Source organism: Blautia pseudococcoides (assembly GCF_001689125.2).
Lineage (GTDB): Bacteria > Bacillota > Clostridia > Lachnospirales > Lachnospiraceae > Blautia > Blautia pseudococcoides.
Genome location: NZ_CP015405.2, coordinates 2,838,465 through 2,858,575, shown reverse-complemented (window position 1 = coordinate 2,858,575; position 20,111 = coordinate 2,838,465). Strand labels below are relative to the sequence as shown.

Here is a 20,111-nt window from a genome sequence, read left to right as displayed (position 1 = left end):
AAACAAGCAGACAGCCGGGAATTTTCCCGGCTGCCTTCTGCATAAAATAAGTTAATGAAAATGCAGGCTTATTTATTCTGGCTCTTTTCGGCTTCCGCCATTTTCATAGCGCGGACCTTCAGTGGCAGACCAAACAATGTAATAAATCCGTCTGCATCGTGGTGATCGTACAAATCTCCGGTTGTGAAGGATGCCAGTGATTCACTGTACAGGCTGTACGGAGAAGTGGTGCCGGCTTTGATAATGTTGCCCTTGTACAGTTTGAATTTTACTTCACCTGTCACATACTGCTGGGTGTTCTCAACAAATGCCTGGATAGCTTCACGCAGCGGAGTGAACCATTTTCCTTCATATACGATCTGAGCAAACTGACTGCCCAGTTTTTTCTTTGTCTCCATAGTGTCTCGGTCCAGAATCAGTTCTTCTAACTGGTCATGAGCCTCCATCAGGATGGTTCCGCCCGGTGTCTCGTACACACCGCGGGATTTCATGCCTACAACACGGTTTTCCACAATATCAATGATGCCGATCCCATGTTTTCCGCCCATTGCATTCAGCTCTGTAATGATTTCGGAAACTTTCATGGATTTTCCGTTCAGGCTTGTGGGGATACCTTTTTCAAAGGTCATAGTCACATATTCCCCTTCTTCAGGAGCTTTTTCCGGTGTAACACCAAGAACCAGCAGATCATCATAATTGGGTTCCTGCGCAGGGTCTTCCAGTTCCAGGCCTTCATGGCTGATATGCCAGAGATTACGGTCACGGCTGTAGCTGTGGCTTGCATCAAAAGGAAGGTTGATTCCGTGTGCTTTACAGAATTCAATCTCATCCTCACGTGACTGCATGGTCCATACATCTGTCATACGCCATGGAGCGATAATTTTTAAATCAGGAGCCAGAGCCTTGACACCCAGTTCAAAACGAATCTGGTCATTTCCTTTACCGGTAGCGCCGTGGCAGACAGCGGTAGCGCCTTCTTTTCTTGCGATCTCAACCAGTTTCTTGGCGATTCCGGGACGCGCCATGGATGTTCCCAGCAGGTATTTGTGCTCATATACAGCACCAGCCTGTACACAGGGAACAATGTAATCGTCACAGAATTCGTCAATGATATTTTCAATATATAATTTGGATGCGCCTGATAATTTGGCACGTTCGTCCAGTCCGTCCAACTCATTTCCCTGTCCGCAGTCTACACAGCAGCAGATGACTTCATAGTCAAAATTTTCTTTCAGCCACGGAATCAGAGCTGTAGTGTCCAGTCCGCCTGAATATGCTAAGATAACTTTTTCTTTCATAATGAATTCCTCCTGTATTTGCCATTTTCTATGTACTGGGGTATGTCAGAAAATCATTTTAAGCCAGTGCACGCCCCACCTTGAGGTATATTTGGTCTTGTTTTCAAACACACCCTAAAAATTTATTTTGCTATGGACATGCTTTACTATACAACAACTTTTATATTTATGCAATAGAAAAATGAAAAATATGTAAAATAAATTTCCCGGTGTTTTTCTCTGAAGATAATATTTACCTAATTAATATACAGAATATCACAGAAATAGAACAAAGAAAAATTGGAAAAATATAAAAGAAAAAGCTTGCATATTATACAGAAAAGATGTATGATTATGCAATCAAACAAAACTTTATGCATAATGCCCCGGACAGGATAAAGCTTTACTACACAAAACAACTGGAGTATGATAAAGGCATATACGAAAGAATATAAAGATTATTGGGAAAGGATGTTGAAAAACATGATAAAAGCAGGAATCATCGGAGCAACCGGCTATGCCGGAGGCGAACTTGTCAGATTACTTTTAAATCATAAAGAAGTGGAAATGAAATGGTACGGCTCCAGAAGCTACATAGATAAAAAATACTATGAGGTTTACCAGAATATGTTCAAGCTGGTAGATGACAAATGTATGGATGACAATATGGAAGCCCTGGCCGATGAAGTGGATGTGATTTTCACTGCAACCCCCCAGGGTTTATGTGCGTCTTTAGTGAATGAGGAAATCCTCTCCAAAGTAAAGATCGTGGATTTAAGTGCAGATTTCCGTTTAAAAGATGTAAAAGTATACGAAGAATGGTACAAAATCCAGCACAAGTCCCCTGAATTTATAGAGGAAGCTGTATACGGTCTTAGTGAACTTAACCGGGAGGATGTAAAAAAGGCACGTTTAGTGGCAAATCCTGGCTGTTACACCACATGCAGTATCCTGACTTGTTATCCCCTAATAAAAGAGGGGCTGATCCAGCCGGAGACCCTGATCATTGATGCAAAGTCAGGAACATCCGGGGCAGGCAGGGGAGCCAAGATCGACAATCTATACTGTGAAGTAAATGAAAATATCAAAGCATACGGCGTGACGACCCACCGCCACACACCGGAGATAGAAGAACAGCTTGGGTATGCGGCCGGCAGAGCGTTCTGCCTGAATTTCACCCCTCATCTGGTACCAATGAACAGGGGAATCCTGGTGACCGCCTATGCTTCCCTGGCTCAGGATGCAGATGAGGATGCCATCCGCGCAGCCTATGAAAAATACTATGGCAGTGAATATTTTATCCGCGTCCTGGATAAAGATGTGTGTCCCCAGACCAAATGGGTGGAGGGCAGCAACTTTGTGGATGTGAATTTTAAGATTGATAAGAGAACAAACCGTGTGATCATGATGGGCGCCATCGACAACCTGGTAAAAGGTGCGGCAGGCCAGGCGGTGCAGAATATGAACCTGATGTTTGGTTTCGAGGAGACAGAGGGCCTGAAGCTGGTGCCCATGTTCCCGTAAGTGACAGGAGGATGTAAAGATGAAAGTTATAAACGGCGGTGTGACCGCAGCAAAAGGATTTCAGGCAGCAGGCATTGCGGCAGGGATCAAAAAGGGAAATGCCAAAGACATGGCTATGATCTACAGCACAGTGCCCTGCGTGGCAGCCGGCACTTTCACCACCAATGTGGTAAAAGCAGCCCCTGTAAAATGGGATCAGCAGATCGTATATCATGTACCGGCTGCACAGGCAGTGGTCTGCAACAGCGGGATTGCCAATGCGTGTACAGGGGAAGAGGGATACGGATACTGCAAAAAGACAGCACAGGCAGCAGCAGAGATCCTGGGAATCCCGGAAGATTCTGTACTGGTGGCATCCACAGGCGTGATCGGAAAACAGCTCCCCATGGAGATCCTGGAGGCTGGTGTGAAGAAAATGGTTCCCCTCCTCTCAGAATCTGAGGCAGCGGGCACACTGGCAGCGGAATCTATTATGACCACAGATACGGTAAAGAAAGAAATCGCGGTAGAGACAGAGATAGACGGCAAAAAAGTTACCATTGGCGGCATGTGTAAAGGTTCTGGCATGATCCATCCCAATATGTGCACCATGCTTGGGTTTGTGACCACGGATGTGAATATCAGCAAAGAGCTGCTCCAGGAAGCGCTCAGTGACAGCGTAAAGGACACTTACAACATGGTTTCCGTGGATGGAGACACCTCCACCAATGATACGGTTCTTCTTCTGGCAAACGGTCAGGCGGGGAATGCGGAGATACAGGAGAAAAATCAGGATTACGAAAAATTTGCAGAAGCTCTCGGTTATGTGAATACCTGGCTGGCAAAGCACATTGCAGCGGACGGAGAGGGCGCCACCGCCCTGTTCGAGGTAAAAGTGATCCATGCAGCCAACAAAGAGCAGGCCGTGACCCTGAGCAAGTCCATCATCACCTCAAACCTTACAAAAGCAGCAATTTTCGGACACGATGCCAACTGGGGACGTATTCTGTGTGCCATGGGGTATTCAGGAGCACAGTTTGACCCGGAGAAAGTGGATTTATATTTTGAGAGTGCAGCGGGCAGCCTGAAAATCATAGAGGACGGCATGGCAACCGGATACAGTGAGGAGGAAGCTACGAAGATCCTGTCTGAAAAAGAAGTGACAGCCGTGGCGGACATCAAGATGGGAGATGCAGACGCTACGGCCTGGGGATGTGACCTGACCTATGACTATGTGAAAATAAATGCGGATTACCGCTCATAATAAGTTACGAATTTCAGCGGGTGCTCCGTCCGATCAGAAACTACACGTCCGGTGCGGTTACGTCCGGATGAAGCACCAGGCACCGGATTGTTACAGGAATCGTTTACGGAGGAGAGAAAAAATGGTGAATCAAAAATATTTGGATAAAGCGGAAGTGCTCATAGAGGCACTTCCGTACATACAGCGTTTTAACAGGAAAGTGATCGTAGTAAAATACGGCGGAAGCGCCATGGTGGACGAACAGCTCAAACGAGATGTGATCAAAGATGTAGTGCTTTTAAAGCTGGTTGGTTTTAAACCCATTATTGTCCACGGAGGCGGCAAGGAAATCAGCCGTTGGGTAGGAAAAGTGGGAAAAGAGGCAAAGTTTGTAAACGGCCTCCGAGTCACAGATGACGAGACCATGGAGATCGCGGAGATGGTACTGGGAAAAGTGAACAAAGAACTGGTAACCCTGGTGCAGTCTCTGGGGGTAAAGGCAGTGGGCATCAGCGGAAAAGACGGCGGCCTTCTGAAGGTCAATAAAAAACTGTCCGGCGGCCAGGATATCGGCTATGTGGGGGATGTAAAAACCGTGAACCCCAAAATCCTTTATGACCTGCTGGAAAAAGATTTCCTTCCCATTGTGTGCCCTATTGGCCTGGGAGACGACTTTGCCACATACAATATCAATGCGGATGACGCTGCATGTGCCATTGCCTGCTCCATGAAGGCAGAAAAACTGGCGTTTCTCACAGATATTGAAGGTGTGTACAGAAACCCGGATGATCCCTCAAGTCTCATATCTGAGCTTTTCGTTAAAGACGCGAAAAATCTCATTGAAAACGGCAATGTAGGCGGCGGCATGATCCCCAAACTGCAGAACTGTATTGATGCCATTGAGGAGGGCGTATCCAGAGTGCATATATTAGACGGCAGGATACCACACTGTCTGCTTCTGGAAATCTTCACAAATAAAGGGATCGGAACGGCAATTCTCAGGAAAGGCGAGGGAAAGTATTATCATGAAGACGAATAGTTATGAATATATGGAGCGGGCGGAGCATGTGGTTCTCCACACCTATAACCGTTTTCCTGTGGTCCTGGAAAAAGGGGACGGTGTCCGCCTCTATGATGTGGATGGAAAAGAATACCTGGATTTTGCAGCAGGTATTGCGGTCTTTGCTCTGGGATACAACAATCAGGCATACAACCAGGCATTGAAAGACCAGATAGACAAAGTGATCCACACATCGAATCTGTATTACAATATCCCCATGGTGGAGGCAGCCGAGAAGCTTACAAAAGCATCCGGCCTTGACAAGGCTTTTTTTACCAACAGCGGCACAGAAGCCATTGAGGGTGCCATCAAAGTGGCAAGAAAATATGCCTGGCTGAAGGATAGGACTACAGACCATGAGATCATTGCCATGAGGCACTCCTTCCACGGCAGAAGTCTGGGCGCTTTGTCCGTGACTGGAAATAGCCATTATCAGGAGCCTTTCAAGCCATTGATCGGCGGTATTAAATTTGCGGATTTCAATGACCTGGAGAGTGTGAAAAGCCAGATAACAGGGAAGACCTGCGCTGTTATTATGGAGACAGTCCAGGGGGAGGGCGGTATCTATCCGGCAGAGCCGGAATTTTTAGAAGGTGTGCGTGCCCTGTGTGATGAACACGATATCCTGCTGATCCTGGATGAGATCCAGTGCGGCATGGGCCGGACCGGATGTATGTTTGCTTTCCAGGATTACGGCGTGGAGCCGGATGTAATGACAACAGCAAAAGCGCTGGGCTGCGGTGTACCGGTTGGAGCGTTTGTCCTGAATAAAAAGACAGCAGAGAATTCCCTGGTACCCGGTGACCACGGAACCACCTACGGCGGAAATCCTTTTGCCTGCGCAGCCGTGAGCAAGGTGTTCGACCTGTTTGAGCGTGAGAAAATAACAGAACATGTAAAAGAGGTGTCCGCATATCTGGTAAAGAAACTGGATGCTCTCACAGAGAAATACGATTTCCTGACAGCCAGAAGAGGAAAAGGCCTGATGCAGGGTCTTGTTGTCTCCGGCCGCCCCGTGGGTGAAATTGTGACGAAATCCATAGAAAACGGCCTGCTGGTCATATCAGCGGGAAGTGATGTCCTGCGTCTTGTGCCTCCTCTTGTCATTACGGAACAGGATGTGGATGAAATGATAGAAAAATTAGAGAAAAGTTTTATAAAAACAGAGTAAAAACGGGCTATCAGAAACCGAACCTATATGCCTAAGCCAGTGCGCCGGGTTTATATCCCAAAAGATAATGGAAAGAAAAGACCACTAGGAATCCCAACGGTCTTAGACAGATGGAAAACACCTAAAACAATATACAGAAACCAATGCTATCTAAATCAAAAATACAAGAAAGGATTTGACCATGAATCAATAATAAAAGTGGCTAACGCAAGACTTGGATGGTACAGACGAAGCGGAATGAATGTTGTGAACTTTATTATAAGTCCAGAATTGCTCGAAAATAAAATAAAGGACGGAGCTGGGTTGCTCAATCCTTTAAATTATTATCTAAGAAACGTTGGAATATAAGTTGTAGAGCCGTATACGAGACCCGTACATACGGTTCAATGAAAGGGAGATAACTCTTGCAGTTATTTCCCTACTCTATTTTCTGAAAAGGACCGCATAAAAACAGCCTTTCGGGACATTCTAGTAAGAAAAAGGATGTGGAGGGATTTTTTATGTGGGGAATTTTAGTTGCGCTTTTGTCAGGTGCGTTGATGAGTGTACAGGGAGTTTTCAATACAGCGCTGACAAAACAGACCAGCTTATGGGTATCCACCGGATGGGTACAGATATCGGCCTTCCTGGTCTGTATTGCAGCATGGCTGTTCACAGGGAGAGACAAGATAACGGATTTGGCGAGAGTTGACCACAAATACATTTTATTAGGCGGAGTCATCGGTGCGTTCATAACCGTGACGGTGATCCAGAGTATGTCTTCCCTTGGTCCTGCCCGGGCAGCTATGCTCATTGTGATCGCACAGCTGGCGGTGGCATACCTAATTGAAGTGTTCGGCATTTTCGGCGTGGAAAAAGTCGGGTTTGAGTGGAGAAAACTCATCGGCATGGCAGTGGCCATTGCAGGGATCGTTATTTTTAAATGGGAAACAAAGTCATAAAGAAAATAAGTGACAAAATTTCAGCCGCCGGCAGGAAATCCTGCCGGTAATCTGTAAAATGACAGTCCGAAGGGTACTGTTCCCACCACCTCCCTCTCTTCAGGTGTTATCCTGCAGGAGAAGCTGCAAACCAACAGTTAAAAAATCGTATAGCCTAGATTAAAATAAAAGAAGTAGAAACTCTGGAAAAACACCAAGGAATTACGAGATAGATCAGGGAGAAAAATGAGGGAAAAAAATGTCATATAACAAGGCTATGCTGGCACAATGGAACAAAAAGACAGTGCTGGAAATGATTCGTACACAGGGTCCTATCAACAAAGCGGAGATTGCAAGAAAGGCAGAGCTGAGTATTCCCACTGTAATGAAGATCACAGAGGAGTTTGAACGGGCGAATCTGGTGAAAACTATCGGAAAAGGTGAATTCACAGGAGGAAAAAGACCTGATTTACTGGAATTCGTTTCAAACGCCTATTACATAACAGGAATAGATATTGGCCGCCATTACGTGAAGATCGTGATAATTGATATGGCGGCTGTCAGATCTGATCAGAAGAAAAGGCCCAATCAGCCGTGCGGAGATTGCCCGGACCATTGGCCTTAGTATTCCAACTGTGATGAAAATAACAGAGGAATTTTCGCAAAAGCAGTTTGTGCAGGATGTGGGAAAAGGGGAATCCAGCGGAGGGAAGCGGCCTGAGTTACTGGAACTGGTTGATGTAAACCTGACCGGTGAGTACATAATGGCACGAAGTGCTGCCCGCCTTATGGTGCAGAAAAAGATACACGGAAGCATCATCAATATGGCGTCCATGTCAGGAACGATCGTGAATATCCCCCAGTGGCAGGCTTCCTATAACGCCTCCAAGGCAGGGGTGATACATCTGACAAAATCTCTGGCGTTGGAATGGATTCCCTATGGGATCCGGGTAAACAGTTTAAGCCCGGGATACATCTCCACCCCCATGTCCGTAGACACGCCCCGGGAACGGAAGGACGCGTGGAAAGGCATGATGCCTTACGGCAGAATGGGCACCCCGGAGGAACTTATCGGAGCGGTATTGTACCTGGCCGGGGATTCCTCCTCCTATACGACCGGAACCGACCTGATCGTGGACGGTGCCTATGTCTGCCAGTAGTATTCCCGCAGGTTTTGTCGAACACATTTTCTTGCATTTTTTCCATGCCCTGTTATAATGTTTCTTAAAGAAAGTCGCATAGATGGAAGGGGTCAGTATATGAGTGAAACCAGCTATTCGGTTTCTGAGACGGCGAAATTATTGGACGTGCAGTCCCATGTCCTGCGCTTTTGGGAAGATGAACTGCACCTGCCGATCAACAGAAACGAAATGGGACACAGATACTACACCCGATATGATATCCAGGTACTCCTGGCTATTAAAGAACTGAAGAAAAAGGGACTTGCATTAAAAGAAATCGGCAGCCTGATTCCCTTTTTATATAAGGATGAGGAAAAAAAGGAAAAAACAGCCGAACAGCCCCAGCAAAAACCAGCAGAACCATCAGAGCAGAAAAAGGAAGTGTCTGCAGCCAGAAAAAACAGAAAAGCATCCCGCAAAAAGAACAGGGCAGTTCAGAACCATAATCCTGTTCAGGAGAAAAGCAGAGCAGCGGCAGGCAGAACACAGCAGCAGCCGGCAGCACAGGCTTTCACGGAACCGGACAACCAGGTTCCGGCTGAGTTTATGGAAATCTTGGACAGGCTGGTAAAAGAGAGAATGCGGACGCTGCATTCAGGGGAAGAACGTTATAAAAAGCTGGATGAGAGGATCAGGATCTGCCAGAAGTCGCGCAGGGAAGTGGCGGCAGCCATGGAACAGGAGCGGCAGAAGAACAAAAAATTATTTAAGAAAAAAAGATAATAAAAAAACACAAACCTGCAGTGAAACAGGTTTGTGTTTTTTGTTATTAAGCCTCTACGATTGCTTCTGTAGGACATGCCTCTGCGCAAGTTCCGCAGTCAACACATTTTTCAGCGTCGATAACGTATTTGTCATCGCCCTGGGAGATAGCTTCAGATGGGCATTCTCCTTCGCAAGTTCCACAGCTTACGCATTCGTCTGTAATTACATATGCCATACTTAAAATCCTCCTTTTATAATTTCTGAACCATACCTTATCTTACCCCGCGCCAGCGCGGCGGAAAATTCGGAACATCCGTTGGTATAAGATTCAGGTCTTACGCATATTCTAATATATTTGGTATTAGAATACAAGTCTTTATTTCTAAACAATCCGTGAATTATTACTGTCAAAAGACAAGCCCGCAAACAGGAACCGGTACCGTTACTCTGAATTTTAAGAAGAAAAAGAAAACCGGAGAAAAACAGTTGAATATAGGAGAAAAAGAGTTTATAATAGTACACAGTACGAAAAAAGGAGGAAACTATCATGACAATTTCCAAAGATATGACAATCGGCGAATTACTCCGTGTGGATGAAAATATTGTTCCGATTCTGATGAGAGCCGGTATGCACTGCATCGGCTGTCCTTCCGCTCAGGGCGAAAGCCTGGAAGAAGCTGCCATGGTTCATGGGATTGACGCAGATGTATTAGCTGCTCAGATTAACGATTTTTTGGCAGATAAATAATGAAACAATAGAAACCACGCTCCGCGGGTTTTCTATTATCACCAATGAAAAGCCCCGGCGGTTCCTCCCATAAGGAAACCGCCGGGGCTTTTTTACCAGCATCCGGTTATAGGGCTGCTAATTTCTGTAGTGCTTTATCTGCAATGATGCGTTCGCTGTGCTCTTGCAGATAGGCTTCGCCTGCCTGTGAGAAGGCACTGCCGCTTCCATACTCGGAGAGCATGTTGCAGACCTTATTGAAATCGGATGGGGTGTTATCCGACTGGTGAACAACCAGTTCATATTCCCCTGAGGCACTGTCCTTGTATAAGGAGTTAGCACCCTGGAAGAAGTTGTTCAGTCCGCGGGCTGCGCGTATCACGCCGTCCAGGTCCTGAAAACGGTACTGCCGTATGAGGCGGACCGGAACTTCCGGTGTCTCGGTAGGTGCAGGGGTTTTCACTCCTTTTTTCTTGGCTGCGTTTTTTGCTTTGGCCTCGTAAATTTTCTGGAATACGTCGATGATATCATCGGCCCCTTCAAACTCTAAAGGCGGCTGTGTATTATCTCCTGCAGGTCCGCCGAATGGCGTAAACTTGGAAAAACGTGTGTCCAGTTCCTCCGGGTCTTCCACCTTGGTAATGATCAGGATAATGCTTTCCGAAGAAACCGGAATTGCCTCGATCATGAGCGGTATATTATCGGCCTCAAAGCCGAATTCATAGTTTGCCTGCTGCATCATATCACGGAACAGGTCTTTGGCCTTATCCGTACCATAAGCCAGTTCACTTAAACGAATCTGACGGTCTTCCAAATCAGCCTTTGTGAGCGTGCAACGTATCTGGTTGTCATTGATTTTTTCTATCTTCATTTTATCACATCCTGTCTATCTGTCGGTTCTGCCGCTTGGCAAAACAAAGATGCTGGTATCTCACTTATATTATATACTATGAAACGCCGGTATGTAAAGCGCTTCATACTTTTTTCATATATGTGGAAAAAATTAAAAATATGATAAAAATGCGAAATAATTACATAAAACACCTTGCTAAGACAAATTCATCTATGATATAATGATTTCTACAGACAAAGAAGGTGCGCTGTAAAATATTTTACAGAAGGGAGTGATGATATCCCGCAGGCCTTCATCAAGGACAATTTTTCTAAGTTTTCATTTCAGGCGGTATCTGACCGCAGGCAGAGAGTACATTCTGTACGATTTGCATGATCCCATGTGACAGAACACACAGACCATGGATATTTTTTTATTATGGGGATTACAGTGCCTTTCTTTATCTGTAATATTGGAACCGCGTTTCAAGAAGAAAGGAGAGGGCAGAGGTATAATATATCACGAACTCCTGTCCACAGCAAACATGAAGAAAGACAAGGAAACTTCAGCACTCCGATGTGAGCTGGAAACTTATCGGCGCCAGGGGATCCCCCTTTTGCTGAACGGAAGTCCCAGCACACCGGAAGAGATTGAACAGGCATGTAGTATTGCAGAGGAAGGTGTCTATATGCGGGACTATGTGCAGAATGAGAGAGGGGAGGTTGAAAGACTGCAGTTTGATTTCGTAAAACATGAGTAAGCCATACGAAACCCTGTAATATTTGCGTTCCCGGTATGTATAACAGGGGGCCGGAACAGGGAAATCCCCGGTTTTTGAGGGGATTTCTCCAGTCCGGCTGCAAAGTTTTTCGGTATTTCCTACTATTAAAAAAATATAAATTGTCGAAGAAAGTAATGACGAACGGAAAAAGTATGTTATAATGGTTGAGAAATGCGAGAAAAAATAAGGAGTTAAATTATGAGTCAAAAAGAGAGAAGGCGGAGGCGGAGAAGGAACAGCAATGCCCTTATGGTGCTGGTAGTTGTCCTTCTTATAGTAGTGGTTGCAGCTGTGGGAGTGCTGACTGCCGCCATTAAGAGACATACACCTTCCGATACAAGAATGGATCTGAACACATACTATGGATTGGAGAAAGCGGATGATGTAGCCTTGGTGCTCCAGAATACAGTAAGTGAAACGAAGGGTAAATGGATGGACGGACGTGTCTATCTGGATTATGACACAGTGTCAAATGTGCTGGGAGGGCGTTTTTACTGGGAAGCGGACAGCAGCCAGATGCTCTACACCACACCGAATGAGATTTTGGCGATAGCACCGGAAAGTACAGCTTATACTGTGAACGGTGAAAATAAAGACGAAGGCTATAAGATCATCCGTCAGACAGAGGATAAGATTTATCTGGCCCTTGATTTTATTCAAAAATATATGAAAATCACCAGTACGGTGACAGAAAGCCCAAACAAGGCAGTGATCCGTTATGAGTGGGGCAGCGAAAAAGTTGTAAAGGCAAAAGAGGATACCGTGCTCCGCTACCGGGGCGGCATTAAGAGCGATATCCTGACCGATGTGGCAAAGGGAACGGAACTGACACTCATAGAAGAGCTGGATAATTGGTCCCAGGTAGCAACTGCGGACGGTTTCAATGGCTATGTGGCAAAAGAGGACCTGGAGGCACCGACGGAGAAAGAAGTGGCGTATAAGGGCAGTTATCAGGAGGATTTTACAAGCCTGACAAGAGACCACAAAATCAATCTTGCCTGGCATCAGGTCACATCCGAGGATGCCAACGCCGGACTTGCCCAGACACTGGAGAACATTACAGGCATTAATGTGATCTCACCGACTTGGTTTTCTGTGACAGGGGCAGAAGGTACCATTTCCTCCCTTGCCAGCGTCGATTATGTAAATCTGGCCCATGAAAAGGGGCTGGAAGTCTGGGGACTGATTGATAATTTCAACAAAGATGTAAGCACTCTGGACACGCTGTCAAACCGCACATCCAGAGAACATCTCATTCAGAAACTCATAGAAGAGGCGAAAAGAGTAGGGCTGGACGGTATTAATGTGGATTTTGAGACTCTGACACAGGAGGAGGCCCCTCATTTTATCCAGTTCATCCGTGAGCTGTCCATATCCTGCCGGAAAAATAACTTAGTGTTGTCCATAGACAATCCGGTTCCACAGTTCACATCCTTTTATAATAGGAAAGAACAGGGAATTGTGGCAGATTATGTCATTATCATGGGATACGATGAGCACACAGACGGAACCGAGAGTGCAGGTTCTGTTGCCTCCCTGCCTTTTGTGGAGGAGGGTATCCAGCAGACATTAAAGGAAGTGCCCAGGAATAAAGTCATCAACGGAGTTCCCTTCTATACAAGACTTTGGTTTACCGACAAGGCAGGCACTGTAACCAGTGAGATCATGGGCATGGACCAGGCAAGCAAAATAGTCACAGAGATGGGAATGGAAATGTATTGGAATACAGAGGTTTCACAGAACTATGCGGAACTTTCTACGGACAATGGTTTATATCAGATGTGGCTGGAGGATGAGCAGTCACTGGACGCCAAGATGCAGTTGATACAAAAGTATGAGCTGGGAGGCGTGGCAGAATGGAAACTGGGATTTGAGAGGGCTGATGTATGGAATACGATCAGTCAGTACCTGCAGTAGAGGCTGGAAACAGCAGGATGTGATTTAGAAAGGAACAGGTGGAGTAATGGGAGAACACGAAATGTTTAAAACCACGATCATGGGGGGATTTGATAAGGAGGATGTGCTGGAACAGGTGCAGCGAATGAAGGATGAAGCTGCTTCTGAACAGTTAAGGCTGAAAAAGCTGGTGTCAGAAAAGGATGCCAAGATCGCAGAGCTTATGAAGCGCATTGAGTTGAAGGATGCACATCAGGAGCGTCTGGAGATGGAGATCCAAGAGAAATACCAGAAATACATTGATAATTATGAGAGCATCGGAAAGCTGGTCTTTGATGCGCAGTTAAAGTCAGATGCCATGATCAAAGAGGCCGAGGAGAAATGCAACACCATGATCTCCGGGGCGGAGGCAGAGGCAAAGCAGCGGGTGGAGGCAGTGCAGTCTGAGATTGATGATAAACTGCGGGAAGGCAAGAAAAAATACATAGCGGTTCAGGATGAGATGAATGAGATCGTACAATTGATCAATCAGGCACAGAAGCGTTTCATGGCCTCCTACAAGGAGGTACATCAGATCATCAGTACCATGCCCACCTCACTCAATGACATTGAGGAGGAGCCGGAAGTGGAGCTTCCGCAGCCAGCAGAGGAGGCGGAAGAACTTCATCTGGGGGATACCCAGGAGCTGGATCTTTTGGATGCCCTGGATGATATTGCGGAGCTTGAAGAGTTTGAGGAGGACGAAGACCGGGATTCAAAACTTGCCATGCAGATATCAAGGCTTTTGAGCGAGGAAGACGAGGCCCTCCTTGAGGAAGAACTGGAAAACGAAAAATAAACACCTATTGCCCCGGGAGGACAAATCCCGGGGATTTTTTGGATTTATGCAAAATATATGATAAAATAGACTTGTATCCCTTCCTGCTGCAGTTTAGATTAATAAAATAGCAGAGGAATAAAGGGTGTAACTGCGAAGACACTGAACAGTTACAAAAGGGTCTTATTTAGGAGAGGTCATTATGGAACACAGGGAGTTGTGGCAGCTTGCAGCAACAGATTCATTGACAGGGGTATCCAGCCGCAGAGAAGGCAAAGACAGGCTGGAATTGATCGTAAAGCGAGCAAAAAAAGAGAATAAGATGCTGACCGTGGCAATGTTTGATCTAAACAGCCTGAATTGGATCAATAACCGTTATGGAGACAAAGAAGGCGACAAGGTACTTCAATTTGTTACGTCTGCATCCAGGCGTTGTCTGCGCCCGGAAGATGTGATTTTCCGTCTGAGCAGTGATGAGTTCATCGTGGCATTTTATGGGGAAGAGCGTACCAATGCGGAAACCCGTATACAGAAAATCTCGGAAATTCTGGAAAGTGAGCATGAGACGTACGGACTGGAATGCAGGCCTTCGTTTTCCTACGGAGCGGTGGAAATTTACCCTGAGGACTGTTTTACCGTTTCCGATATTATAACCAAAGCGGATGAGCTGATGTATATGCAGAAACGGAATTATCACATCATGCGCGCGAAGAATAAATTAAAGCATACAGATCCGGAATCTGCATCTAAGGATGAGTTCCAGTACAATCAGGCACGTCTGTATGACGCGCTGATAGAAAGTACAGATGATTATATATTCATAGGCAATATGAAAACCGGTGTTTTCAGATATCCCCCGGCTATGGTGGCGGAGTTTGGCCTGCCCGGTGAGGTGGTGGAGAATGCTGCAGCCTGCTGGAGCGGTTTGATTCACCCACATGATGAAACACATTTCCTGGAGAGTAACCAGGAGATTGCCGACGGACGTGTAGAGGAGCACAACATTGAGTACAGGGCAAGAAATACAGAGAGGGAATGGATCTGGCTTAGGTGTAGGGGAAAGCTGATCCGGGATAAGTATGGAAATCCTGACATGTTTGCAGGCATCATCACCAATCTGGGTAAAGAAAAGCAGATCGACCATATGACCGGATTGTACAACCGGTTTGAATTTGAGGGCAGCATCAAGAAATATCTCATGGACGGCAGCCAGATCACAAGGATTGGTATTATGATCCTGGATATGGATGCTTTTAAAAATGTAAATGACTTATATGACCGGATGTTCGGTGATGAGATCCTGCGGATAACCGCCGCCAGTATAAGCGCCATGCTTTCTGACAATGCCAGGGTTTACCGGCTTGACGGAGATGAATTTGGGATCATCATTACCAATGGCTCCGAGACAGATGTCCAGGACATTTTTGCAAAGATTCAGGGAAAATATACACGTCAGCAGGAATACAACGGAAAGAAATATTACTGCACCATATCGGGAGGCTACGCGGCCTGCCCGGATAATGCGGAGAATTATCTGGAACTTTTAAAGTGTGCAAATTATGCACTTGAGCGCTCAAAGGCGCTTGGAAAGAACCGGATGACCATTTACTCTCCGGAGATACCTCAGGAAAAAGAAAAAAAACTGGAGATGGTGCAGATGCTCAGGGAGAGCATAGAAAGAGGGTTCGCCGGGTTTTCTGTCTGTTACCAGCCCCAGGTGGATGCAAAGACCGGGAAACTTTACGGCGCGGAGGCGCTGGCCCGCTGGCACTGCAGCAAATATGGGGATGTGCCGCCGGGTGAGTTCATACCTCTTTTGGAGCAGAACGGTCTGATCGTGCCTATGGGTATGTGGATTCTGCGCAAAGCTGCCGCCCAGTGCAAAGAGTGGTGTGAACAGAAACCCGATTTCAATATGAGCGTAAACCTGTCCTATCAGCAGTTTTTGGAAGGAGATCTGACGTCCTTCGTTAAGGAGATCCTGAAAGAGATGGACCTTGCCCCCTTCAACCTCACTCTGGAACTGACAGAATCCTATTTTGTAAAAGAGGATGCCATTGTCAGGGAAACGCTGGAAAGTTTCCGTGCAATGGGTGTGCAGGTGGCAATGGATGACTTTGGAGTGGGATACTCCTCTCTGTTTATGCTGAAGCATATCCCTGCGGATATTGTGAAGATAGACAGGGGATTTGTCAAGGGGATCACCACGGATCTGTTCAATGCCACGTTTATCCGTTCTATCACGGAGCTGTGCAATGATGTGGGAAAACAAGTCTGACTGGAAGGTGTGGAGACAAAAGAGGAGTACGGCAGTGTGAGCAACATAGGCCTGAGGCTCATACAGGGCTTCTATTTCGGGCGCCCCGTTCCTGCGGATAAATTCTATGAAAAATTAAAAGATTAGGAAAGTCCCCCAAAGCATATACTTTAACGAGTAGGCTTTGAGGGATTTTTTTGTGATGAAGAAAAGACGTGTTGTGGAACTGGGAATGGCAGTTCTTTTGCTCGCCTCTGCATTTCTGCTCTCCAGGGAAGGAGCGCGGCTGGTGAGTAAAGAGGCAGAGGGAAAGAAAGGTGTCATTGTAGTGGATGCCGGACATGGGGGAATGGACCCCGGAGTGGTTGGCATAAAAAAACTGGAGGAAAAGGGAATCAACCTGAAGATATCAAAAAAGCTCCAGAAGCTTCTGGAGAAGGAAGGGTATCAGGTGATCATGACCAGGTCTGAGGACAGCGGCCTTTACGATGCGGACAGCAGGAACAAGAAGGTGCAGGATATGCAGAAACGCTGTGAGCTTATCAAAGAAAAGCAGCCCCTTCTCACGGTGAGTATTCACCAGAACAGTTATCCTGACGAAGCAGTCTGCGGCCCCCAGGTGTTTTATTTCACCCACTCGGCAGAGGGCGGGAAGCTGGCAAAGTGCATTCAGGATGCCATGAATACCCAGTTAGAGGTGAGCAGACCCAGAGTTGAGAAAGCCAACTCCACCTATTATCTGCTGAAACGCAGTGAGGGAATCTTAAATATTGTGGAATGTGGATTTCTAAGCAATACCAGAGAGGCGGGGCTTCTGGAAACAGAGGAATATCAGGATAAGGTGGCAGAAGCAGTCAGGGACGGCATTCTTACATATCTGGGAGACGGACCGGCATAAGTTGCGGAAAAAAATTGTGGAAAAACCATAGAGACAATGGTATTATGGTTATGTATGTAAAGAACTACAGGAAGAAGAGAGAAAACGTGAAGACCATAATATTGGCAGTAGACAGGGAACACCCTGATGAATCTGCAATAAGGCAGGCGGGAGAAATCCTGAAAAACGGCGGTCTGGTGGCGTTTCCCACAGAGACCGTATACGGACTGGGCGGAGACGGGCTGAATGCAAAATCCTCTGAGAAAATATATGCGGCAAAAGGCAGGCCCTCTGACAATCCGCTGATCATCCATATTGCGGACTTGGAGAGTCTTGACCGGATCGTCAGCCACATTCCGGAAAAAGCCAGGATGATGGCTGGAGAATTCTGGCCGGGCCCACTTACCATGATTTTAAAAAAAAGTGATGCAGTGCCTTATGAGACCACGGGCGGACTGGACAGCGTAGCCGTGCGGATGCCGTCCCACCCTGTGGCGCTGTCACTGATTCGGCTGGGCGGAGGCTATATTGCGGCACCCAGTGCTAACACTTCCGGGCGTCCAAGTCCAACCAAGGCAGCCCATGTGGAGGAGGATTTGACCGGAAGGGTTGATATGATCCTGGATGGCGGAGAGGTGGGGATCGGCCTGGAGTCCACAATTGTGGATTTCACAGAGGAGATACCAGTCATTCTGCGTCCCGGTTATATCAGTCAGGAGATGGCGGAGGCGGTGATCGGACCGGTGCGGATGGACAGGGGGCTTTTGATCACAGATGAAAAGGTCAAGCCTAAGGCACCGGGGATGAAATACCGCCATTACGCACCAAAAGCCGGTTTGACCATTGTGGAGGGCAGTACAGAGCAGGTTATAAAGACCATCAATGAAAGAAGCCGTATTCTGCAGGCACAGGGAAAACAGGTGGGTGTCATTGGTACAGACGAGACCGTGGGCGCTTATGAAGCCCAGGTTATTAAAAGCATCGGTACGCGGCAGGACGAGGAGACCATAGCGAGACACCTGTTTGGTCTTTTGAGGGAATTTGATGAGGAGCAGGTGGATCATATTTTTTCAGAGTCATTTGATACCCCCAGGATGGGACAGGCTATTATGAACCGTCTGCTGAAGGCAGCAGGGCATCATCTGATACATGTTTAACAAGAAAAACACAGGAGGAAATTTATATGTTAGCATTAGGCTGTGACCATGGCGGATTTGAACTGAAACAGGAGATCATCGGATATCTGGAGGAGCACAAGATCCCTTATAAGGATTTCGGATGTGACAGCAATAAGTCAGTGGATTATCCCGTTTATGCAAGAAAAGTGGGGAAAGCGATCCAGAGCGGAGAGTGCGATAAAGGGATCTTGATCTGCGGCACAGGTATTGGCATTTCCATAGCAGCCAACAAGATGAAAGGAATCCGGGCGGCTCTCTGCACAGACTGCTTCTGCGCTGAGGCAACCAGACAGCACAACAACGCAAATGTACTGGCTCTGGGAGGCCGTGTCGTCGGTCCGGGATTAGCCGTAAAGATCGTGGATACCTTTTTGAACACAGAGTTTTCCGGCGAGGAGAGACATCAGAGAAGAATTGATCTGATAGAAGAATAGAAGGAAGGATTCCTGCATGTAACTGTGAAGGGATCAAACTGTTACGATCAGAAGACAAAGGAGAAAACAGATGGGTAAAATAATGGTAATGGAGCATCCGCTCATTCAGCACAAAATTGGTATTATCCGCCGCACAGAGACAAGCTCAAAAGAGTTTCGTGAGCTTGTGGGTGAGATTGCCATGTTCATGGCATATGAAGCAACAAGAGGACTGAAATTAAGAGACATCGAAATTGACACGCCGATCACAAAGACAACCGTGAAGGAACTAGCAGGAAAAAAACTGGCCGTAGTTCCTATTCTCCGTGCCGGACTGGGCATGGTGGAGGGGATGCTCACCATGATTCCCGCTGCCAAGGTAGGCCATATCGGTCTGTATCGTGATCCGGAGACACTCAAGCCGGTGGAGTATTACTGCAAACTCCCGGCTGACTGTGAAGAGCGTGAAGTCTTTGTTACGGACCCCATGCTGGCTACCGGCGGTTCCGCGGAGGCGGCGATCGCCATGCTGAAGGAAAAGGGTGTAAAGAATATTCATTTTATGTGTGTTATAGCAGCGCCGGAAGGTGTGAAAGCATTAAGTAAGGCACACCCGGATGTGGATATCTACATCGGTGCTCTGGATGAACATTTAAATGACCACGGCTATATTGTGCCGGGACTGGGCGATGCGGGAGACCGTATCTTCGGAACAAAATAACAGGTGATTTCCGGGAGGATTTACAAAATGGTTGGAAAAAGAAATGACTATATATCCTGGGACGAGTATTTCATGGGTGTTGCAAAGCTCTCCGGAATGCGCTCCAAAGACCCCAATTCCCAGGTGGGGGCCTGTATTGTCAGTCCGGACAACAAGATTTTGTCCATGGGCTATAATGGTTTTCCAAAAGGATGCTCAGACGATGTGTTTCCCTGGGCCAGGGAGGGGGAGGAGCTGGATACAAAATATCTCTATGTAACCCACAGTGAGCTGAACGCCATTTTGAATTACAGGGGCGGCTCTCTGGAAGGGGGCAAGCTCTATGTATCCCTGTTTCCCTGCAACGAATGTGCCAAGGCCATTATCCAGTCGGGGATCAAGACCATTGTCTATGACAGCGATAAATATGCGGATACCCCGTCTGTCCAGGCATCCAAGCGGATGCTTGACGCTGCAGGAGTCCGATATTATAAATATAACCACACAGGCAGGAACATCAGTTTCGATGTATGACGTTTTCCATACACAGGGCTGCATTTGACAGTCCGGTAC

Annotated in this window: 22 protein-coding genes; 19 read left to right on the top strand and 3 right to left on the bottom strand. The window is 46.8% G+C overall.

All coding sequences use genetic code 11. The annotated features are described in order from the left end of the window. Nucleotides 1–68 precede the first annotated feature (68 nt). Nucleotides 69–1,298, bottom strand: a complete 1,230-nt coding sequence (locus A4V09_RS13670) for an argininosuccinate synthase (RefSeq protein ID WP_065542842.1) — start codon at nt 1,296–1,298, stop codon at nt 69–71. Nucleotides 1,299–1,760: 462 nt separating this feature from the next. Between A4V09_RS13670 and argC the strand changes: the two genes are divergently transcribed. The 9 genes from argC to A4V09_RS13625 all read left to right on the top strand — a co-directional run bounded on the left by argC (nt 1,761) and on the right by A4V09_RS13625 (nt 9,078). Next, nucleotides 1,761–2,801 carry an N-acetyl-gamma-glutamyl-phosphate reductase gene (gene argC, locus A4V09_RS13665; protein WP_065544778.1) on the top strand — a complete coding sequence of 347 codons (1,041 nt, stop codon included), beginning with the start codon at nt 1,761–1,763 and terminating at the stop codon, nt 2,799–2,801. Between the two features lie 19 nt (nt 2,802–2,820). Further along, a complete protein-coding gene (gene argJ, locus A4V09_RS13660) occupies nt 2,821–4,044 on the top strand; it encodes a bifunctional ornithine acetyltransferase/N-acetylglutamate synthase (RefSeq protein WP_065542841.1) in 1,224 nt (407 codons plus the stop codon). Nucleotides 4,045–4,165: 121 nt separating this feature from the next. Then, on the top strand, nt 4,166–5,062 hold the full coding sequence (argB, locus tag A4V09_RS13655; protein ID WP_065542840.1) for an acetylglutamate kinase: 897 nt from the start codon (nt 4,166–4,168) through the stop codon (nt 5,060–5,062). Further along, the gene (locus A4V09_RS13650; protein WP_065542839.1) at nt 5,049–6,254 is read left to right on the top strand and encodes an aspartate aminotransferase family protein; all 1,206 of its coding nucleotides are present in this window, start codon (nt 5,049–5,051) and stop codon (nt 6,252–6,254) included. The genes argB and A4V09_RS13650 overlap by 14 nt, the downstream gene beginning before the upstream one ends. Nucleotides 6,255–6,281: 27 nt before the next feature. Then, on the top strand, nt 6,282–6,602 hold the full coding sequence (locus A4V09_RS26485) for a hypothetical protein (protein ID WP_065542838.1): 321 nt from the start codon (nt 6,282–6,284) through the stop codon (nt 6,600–6,602). 152 nt (nt 6,603–6,754) lie between these two features. Beyond that, nucleotides 6,755–7,195 (top strand): DMT family transporter, encoded by a 441-nt coding sequence (locus A4V09_RS13640; RefSeq protein WP_065542837.1) that lies wholly within the window; start codon nt 6,755–6,757, stop codon nt 7,193–7,195. A gap of 238 nt (nt 7,196–7,433) precedes the next feature. Then, nucleotides 7,434–7,799 carry a MarR family transcriptional regulator gene (locus A4V09_RS13635; RefSeq protein ID WP_065542836.1) on the top strand — a complete coding sequence of 122 codons (366 nt, stop codon included), beginning with the start codon at nt 7,434–7,436 and terminating at the stop codon, nt 7,797–7,799. Nucleotides 7,800–7,812: 13 nt separating this feature from the next. Then, a complete protein-coding gene (locus A4V09_RS13630; protein WP_198168587.1) occupies nt 7,813–8,334 on the top strand; it encodes an SDR family oxidoreductase in 522 nt (173 codons plus the stop codon). A 99-nt stretch (nt 8,335–8,433) separates the two neighbouring features. Then, nucleotides 8,434–9,078, top strand: a complete 645-nt coding sequence (locus A4V09_RS13625) for a helix-turn-helix domain-containing protein (protein WP_065542835.1) — start codon at nt 8,434–8,436, stop codon at nt 9,076–9,078. Nucleotides 9,079–9,124: 46 nt separating this feature from the next. Here the strand turns inward: A4V09_RS13625 and fdxA are convergent, their stop codons facing one another. Continuing rightward, complete coding sequence (gene fdxA, locus A4V09_RS13620; protein WP_065542834.1) at nt 9,125–9,295, bottom strand: 4Fe-4S ferredoxin; 171 nt, start codon at nt 9,293–9,295, stop codon at nt 9,125–9,127. A 312-nt stretch (nt 9,296–9,607) separates the two neighbouring features. Between fdxA and A4V09_RS13610 the strand changes: the two genes are divergently transcribed. After that, complete coding sequence (locus A4V09_RS13610; protein WP_018593741.1) at nt 9,608–9,808, top strand: DUF1858 domain-containing protein; 201 nt, start codon at nt 9,608–9,610, stop codon at nt 9,806–9,808. 106 nt (nt 9,809–9,914) lie between these two features. Here A4V09_RS13610 and A4V09_RS13605 read toward each other — a convergent pair whose 3' ends face one another. Beyond that, nucleotides 9,915–10,658, bottom strand: coding sequence for an adaptor protein MecA (locus A4V09_RS13605; RefSeq protein ID WP_065542832.1), 744 nt, complete (start codon nt 10,656–10,658; stop codon nt 9,915–9,917). Between the two features lie 505 nt (nt 10,659–11,163). Here A4V09_RS13605 and A4V09_RS13600 point away from each other — a divergent pair. From A4V09_RS13600 to A4V09_RS13560, 9 genes are all read left to right on the top strand, one after another. After that, nucleotides 11,164–11,379 (top strand): hypothetical protein, encoded by a 216-nt coding sequence (locus A4V09_RS13600; protein WP_065544777.1) that lies wholly within the window; start codon nt 11,164–11,166, stop codon nt 11,377–11,379. A 219-nt stretch (nt 11,380–11,598) separates the two neighbouring features. Then, on the top strand, nt 11,599–13,317 hold the full coding sequence (locus tag A4V09_RS13595; RefSeq protein ID WP_065542831.1) for a glycosyl hydrolase family 18 protein: 1,719 nt from the start codon (nt 11,599–11,601) through the stop codon (nt 13,315–13,317). Nucleotides 13,318–13,363: 46 nt separating this feature from the next. Next, complete coding sequence (locus tag A4V09_RS13590; protein ID WP_065542830.1) at nt 13,364–14,134, top strand: hypothetical protein; 771 nt, start codon at nt 13,364–13,366, stop codon at nt 14,132–14,134. 181 nt (nt 14,135–14,315) lie between these two features. Then, on the top strand, nt 14,316–16,391 hold the full coding sequence (locus A4V09_RS13585; protein ID WP_242963833.1) for a bifunctional diguanylate cyclase/phosphodiesterase: 2,076 nt from the start codon (nt 14,316–14,318) through the stop codon (nt 16,389–16,391). 181 nt (nt 16,392–16,572) lie between these two features. Then, a complete protein-coding gene (locus A4V09_RS13580) occupies nt 16,573–17,268 on the top strand; it encodes an N-acetylmuramoyl-L-alanine amidase (protein ID WP_065544776.1) in 696 nt (231 codons plus the stop codon). Between the two features lie 86 nt (nt 17,269–17,354). Further along, nucleotides 17,355–18,404 carry an L-threonylcarbamoyladenylate synthase gene (locus tag A4V09_RS13575; protein WP_065544775.1) on the top strand — a complete coding sequence of 350 codons (1,050 nt, stop codon included), beginning with the start codon at nt 17,355–17,357 and terminating at the stop codon, nt 18,402–18,404. A 26-nt stretch (nt 18,405–18,430) separates the two neighbouring features. Beyond that, nucleotides 18,431–18,859 (top strand): ribose 5-phosphate isomerase B, encoded by a 429-nt coding sequence (gene rpiB / locus A4V09_RS13570; RefSeq protein ID WP_033140989.1) that lies wholly within the window; start codon nt 18,431–18,433, stop codon nt 18,857–18,859. Nucleotides 18,860–18,929: 70 nt separating this feature from the next. Next, nucleotides 18,930–19,559: a uracil phosphoribosyltransferase gene (gene upp / locus A4V09_RS13565; RefSeq protein WP_065542829.1), complete on the top strand. Its 630-nt coding sequence runs from the start codon at nt 18,930–18,932 to the stop codon at nt 19,557–19,559. Nucleotides 19,560–19,586: 27 nt separating this feature from the next. Continuing rightward, a complete protein-coding gene (locus tag A4V09_RS13560; RefSeq protein WP_065542828.1) occupies nt 19,587–20,072 on the top strand; it encodes a deoxycytidylate deaminase in 486 nt (161 codons plus the stop codon). The last annotated feature ends 39 nt before the right edge of the window (nt 20,073–20,111 follow it).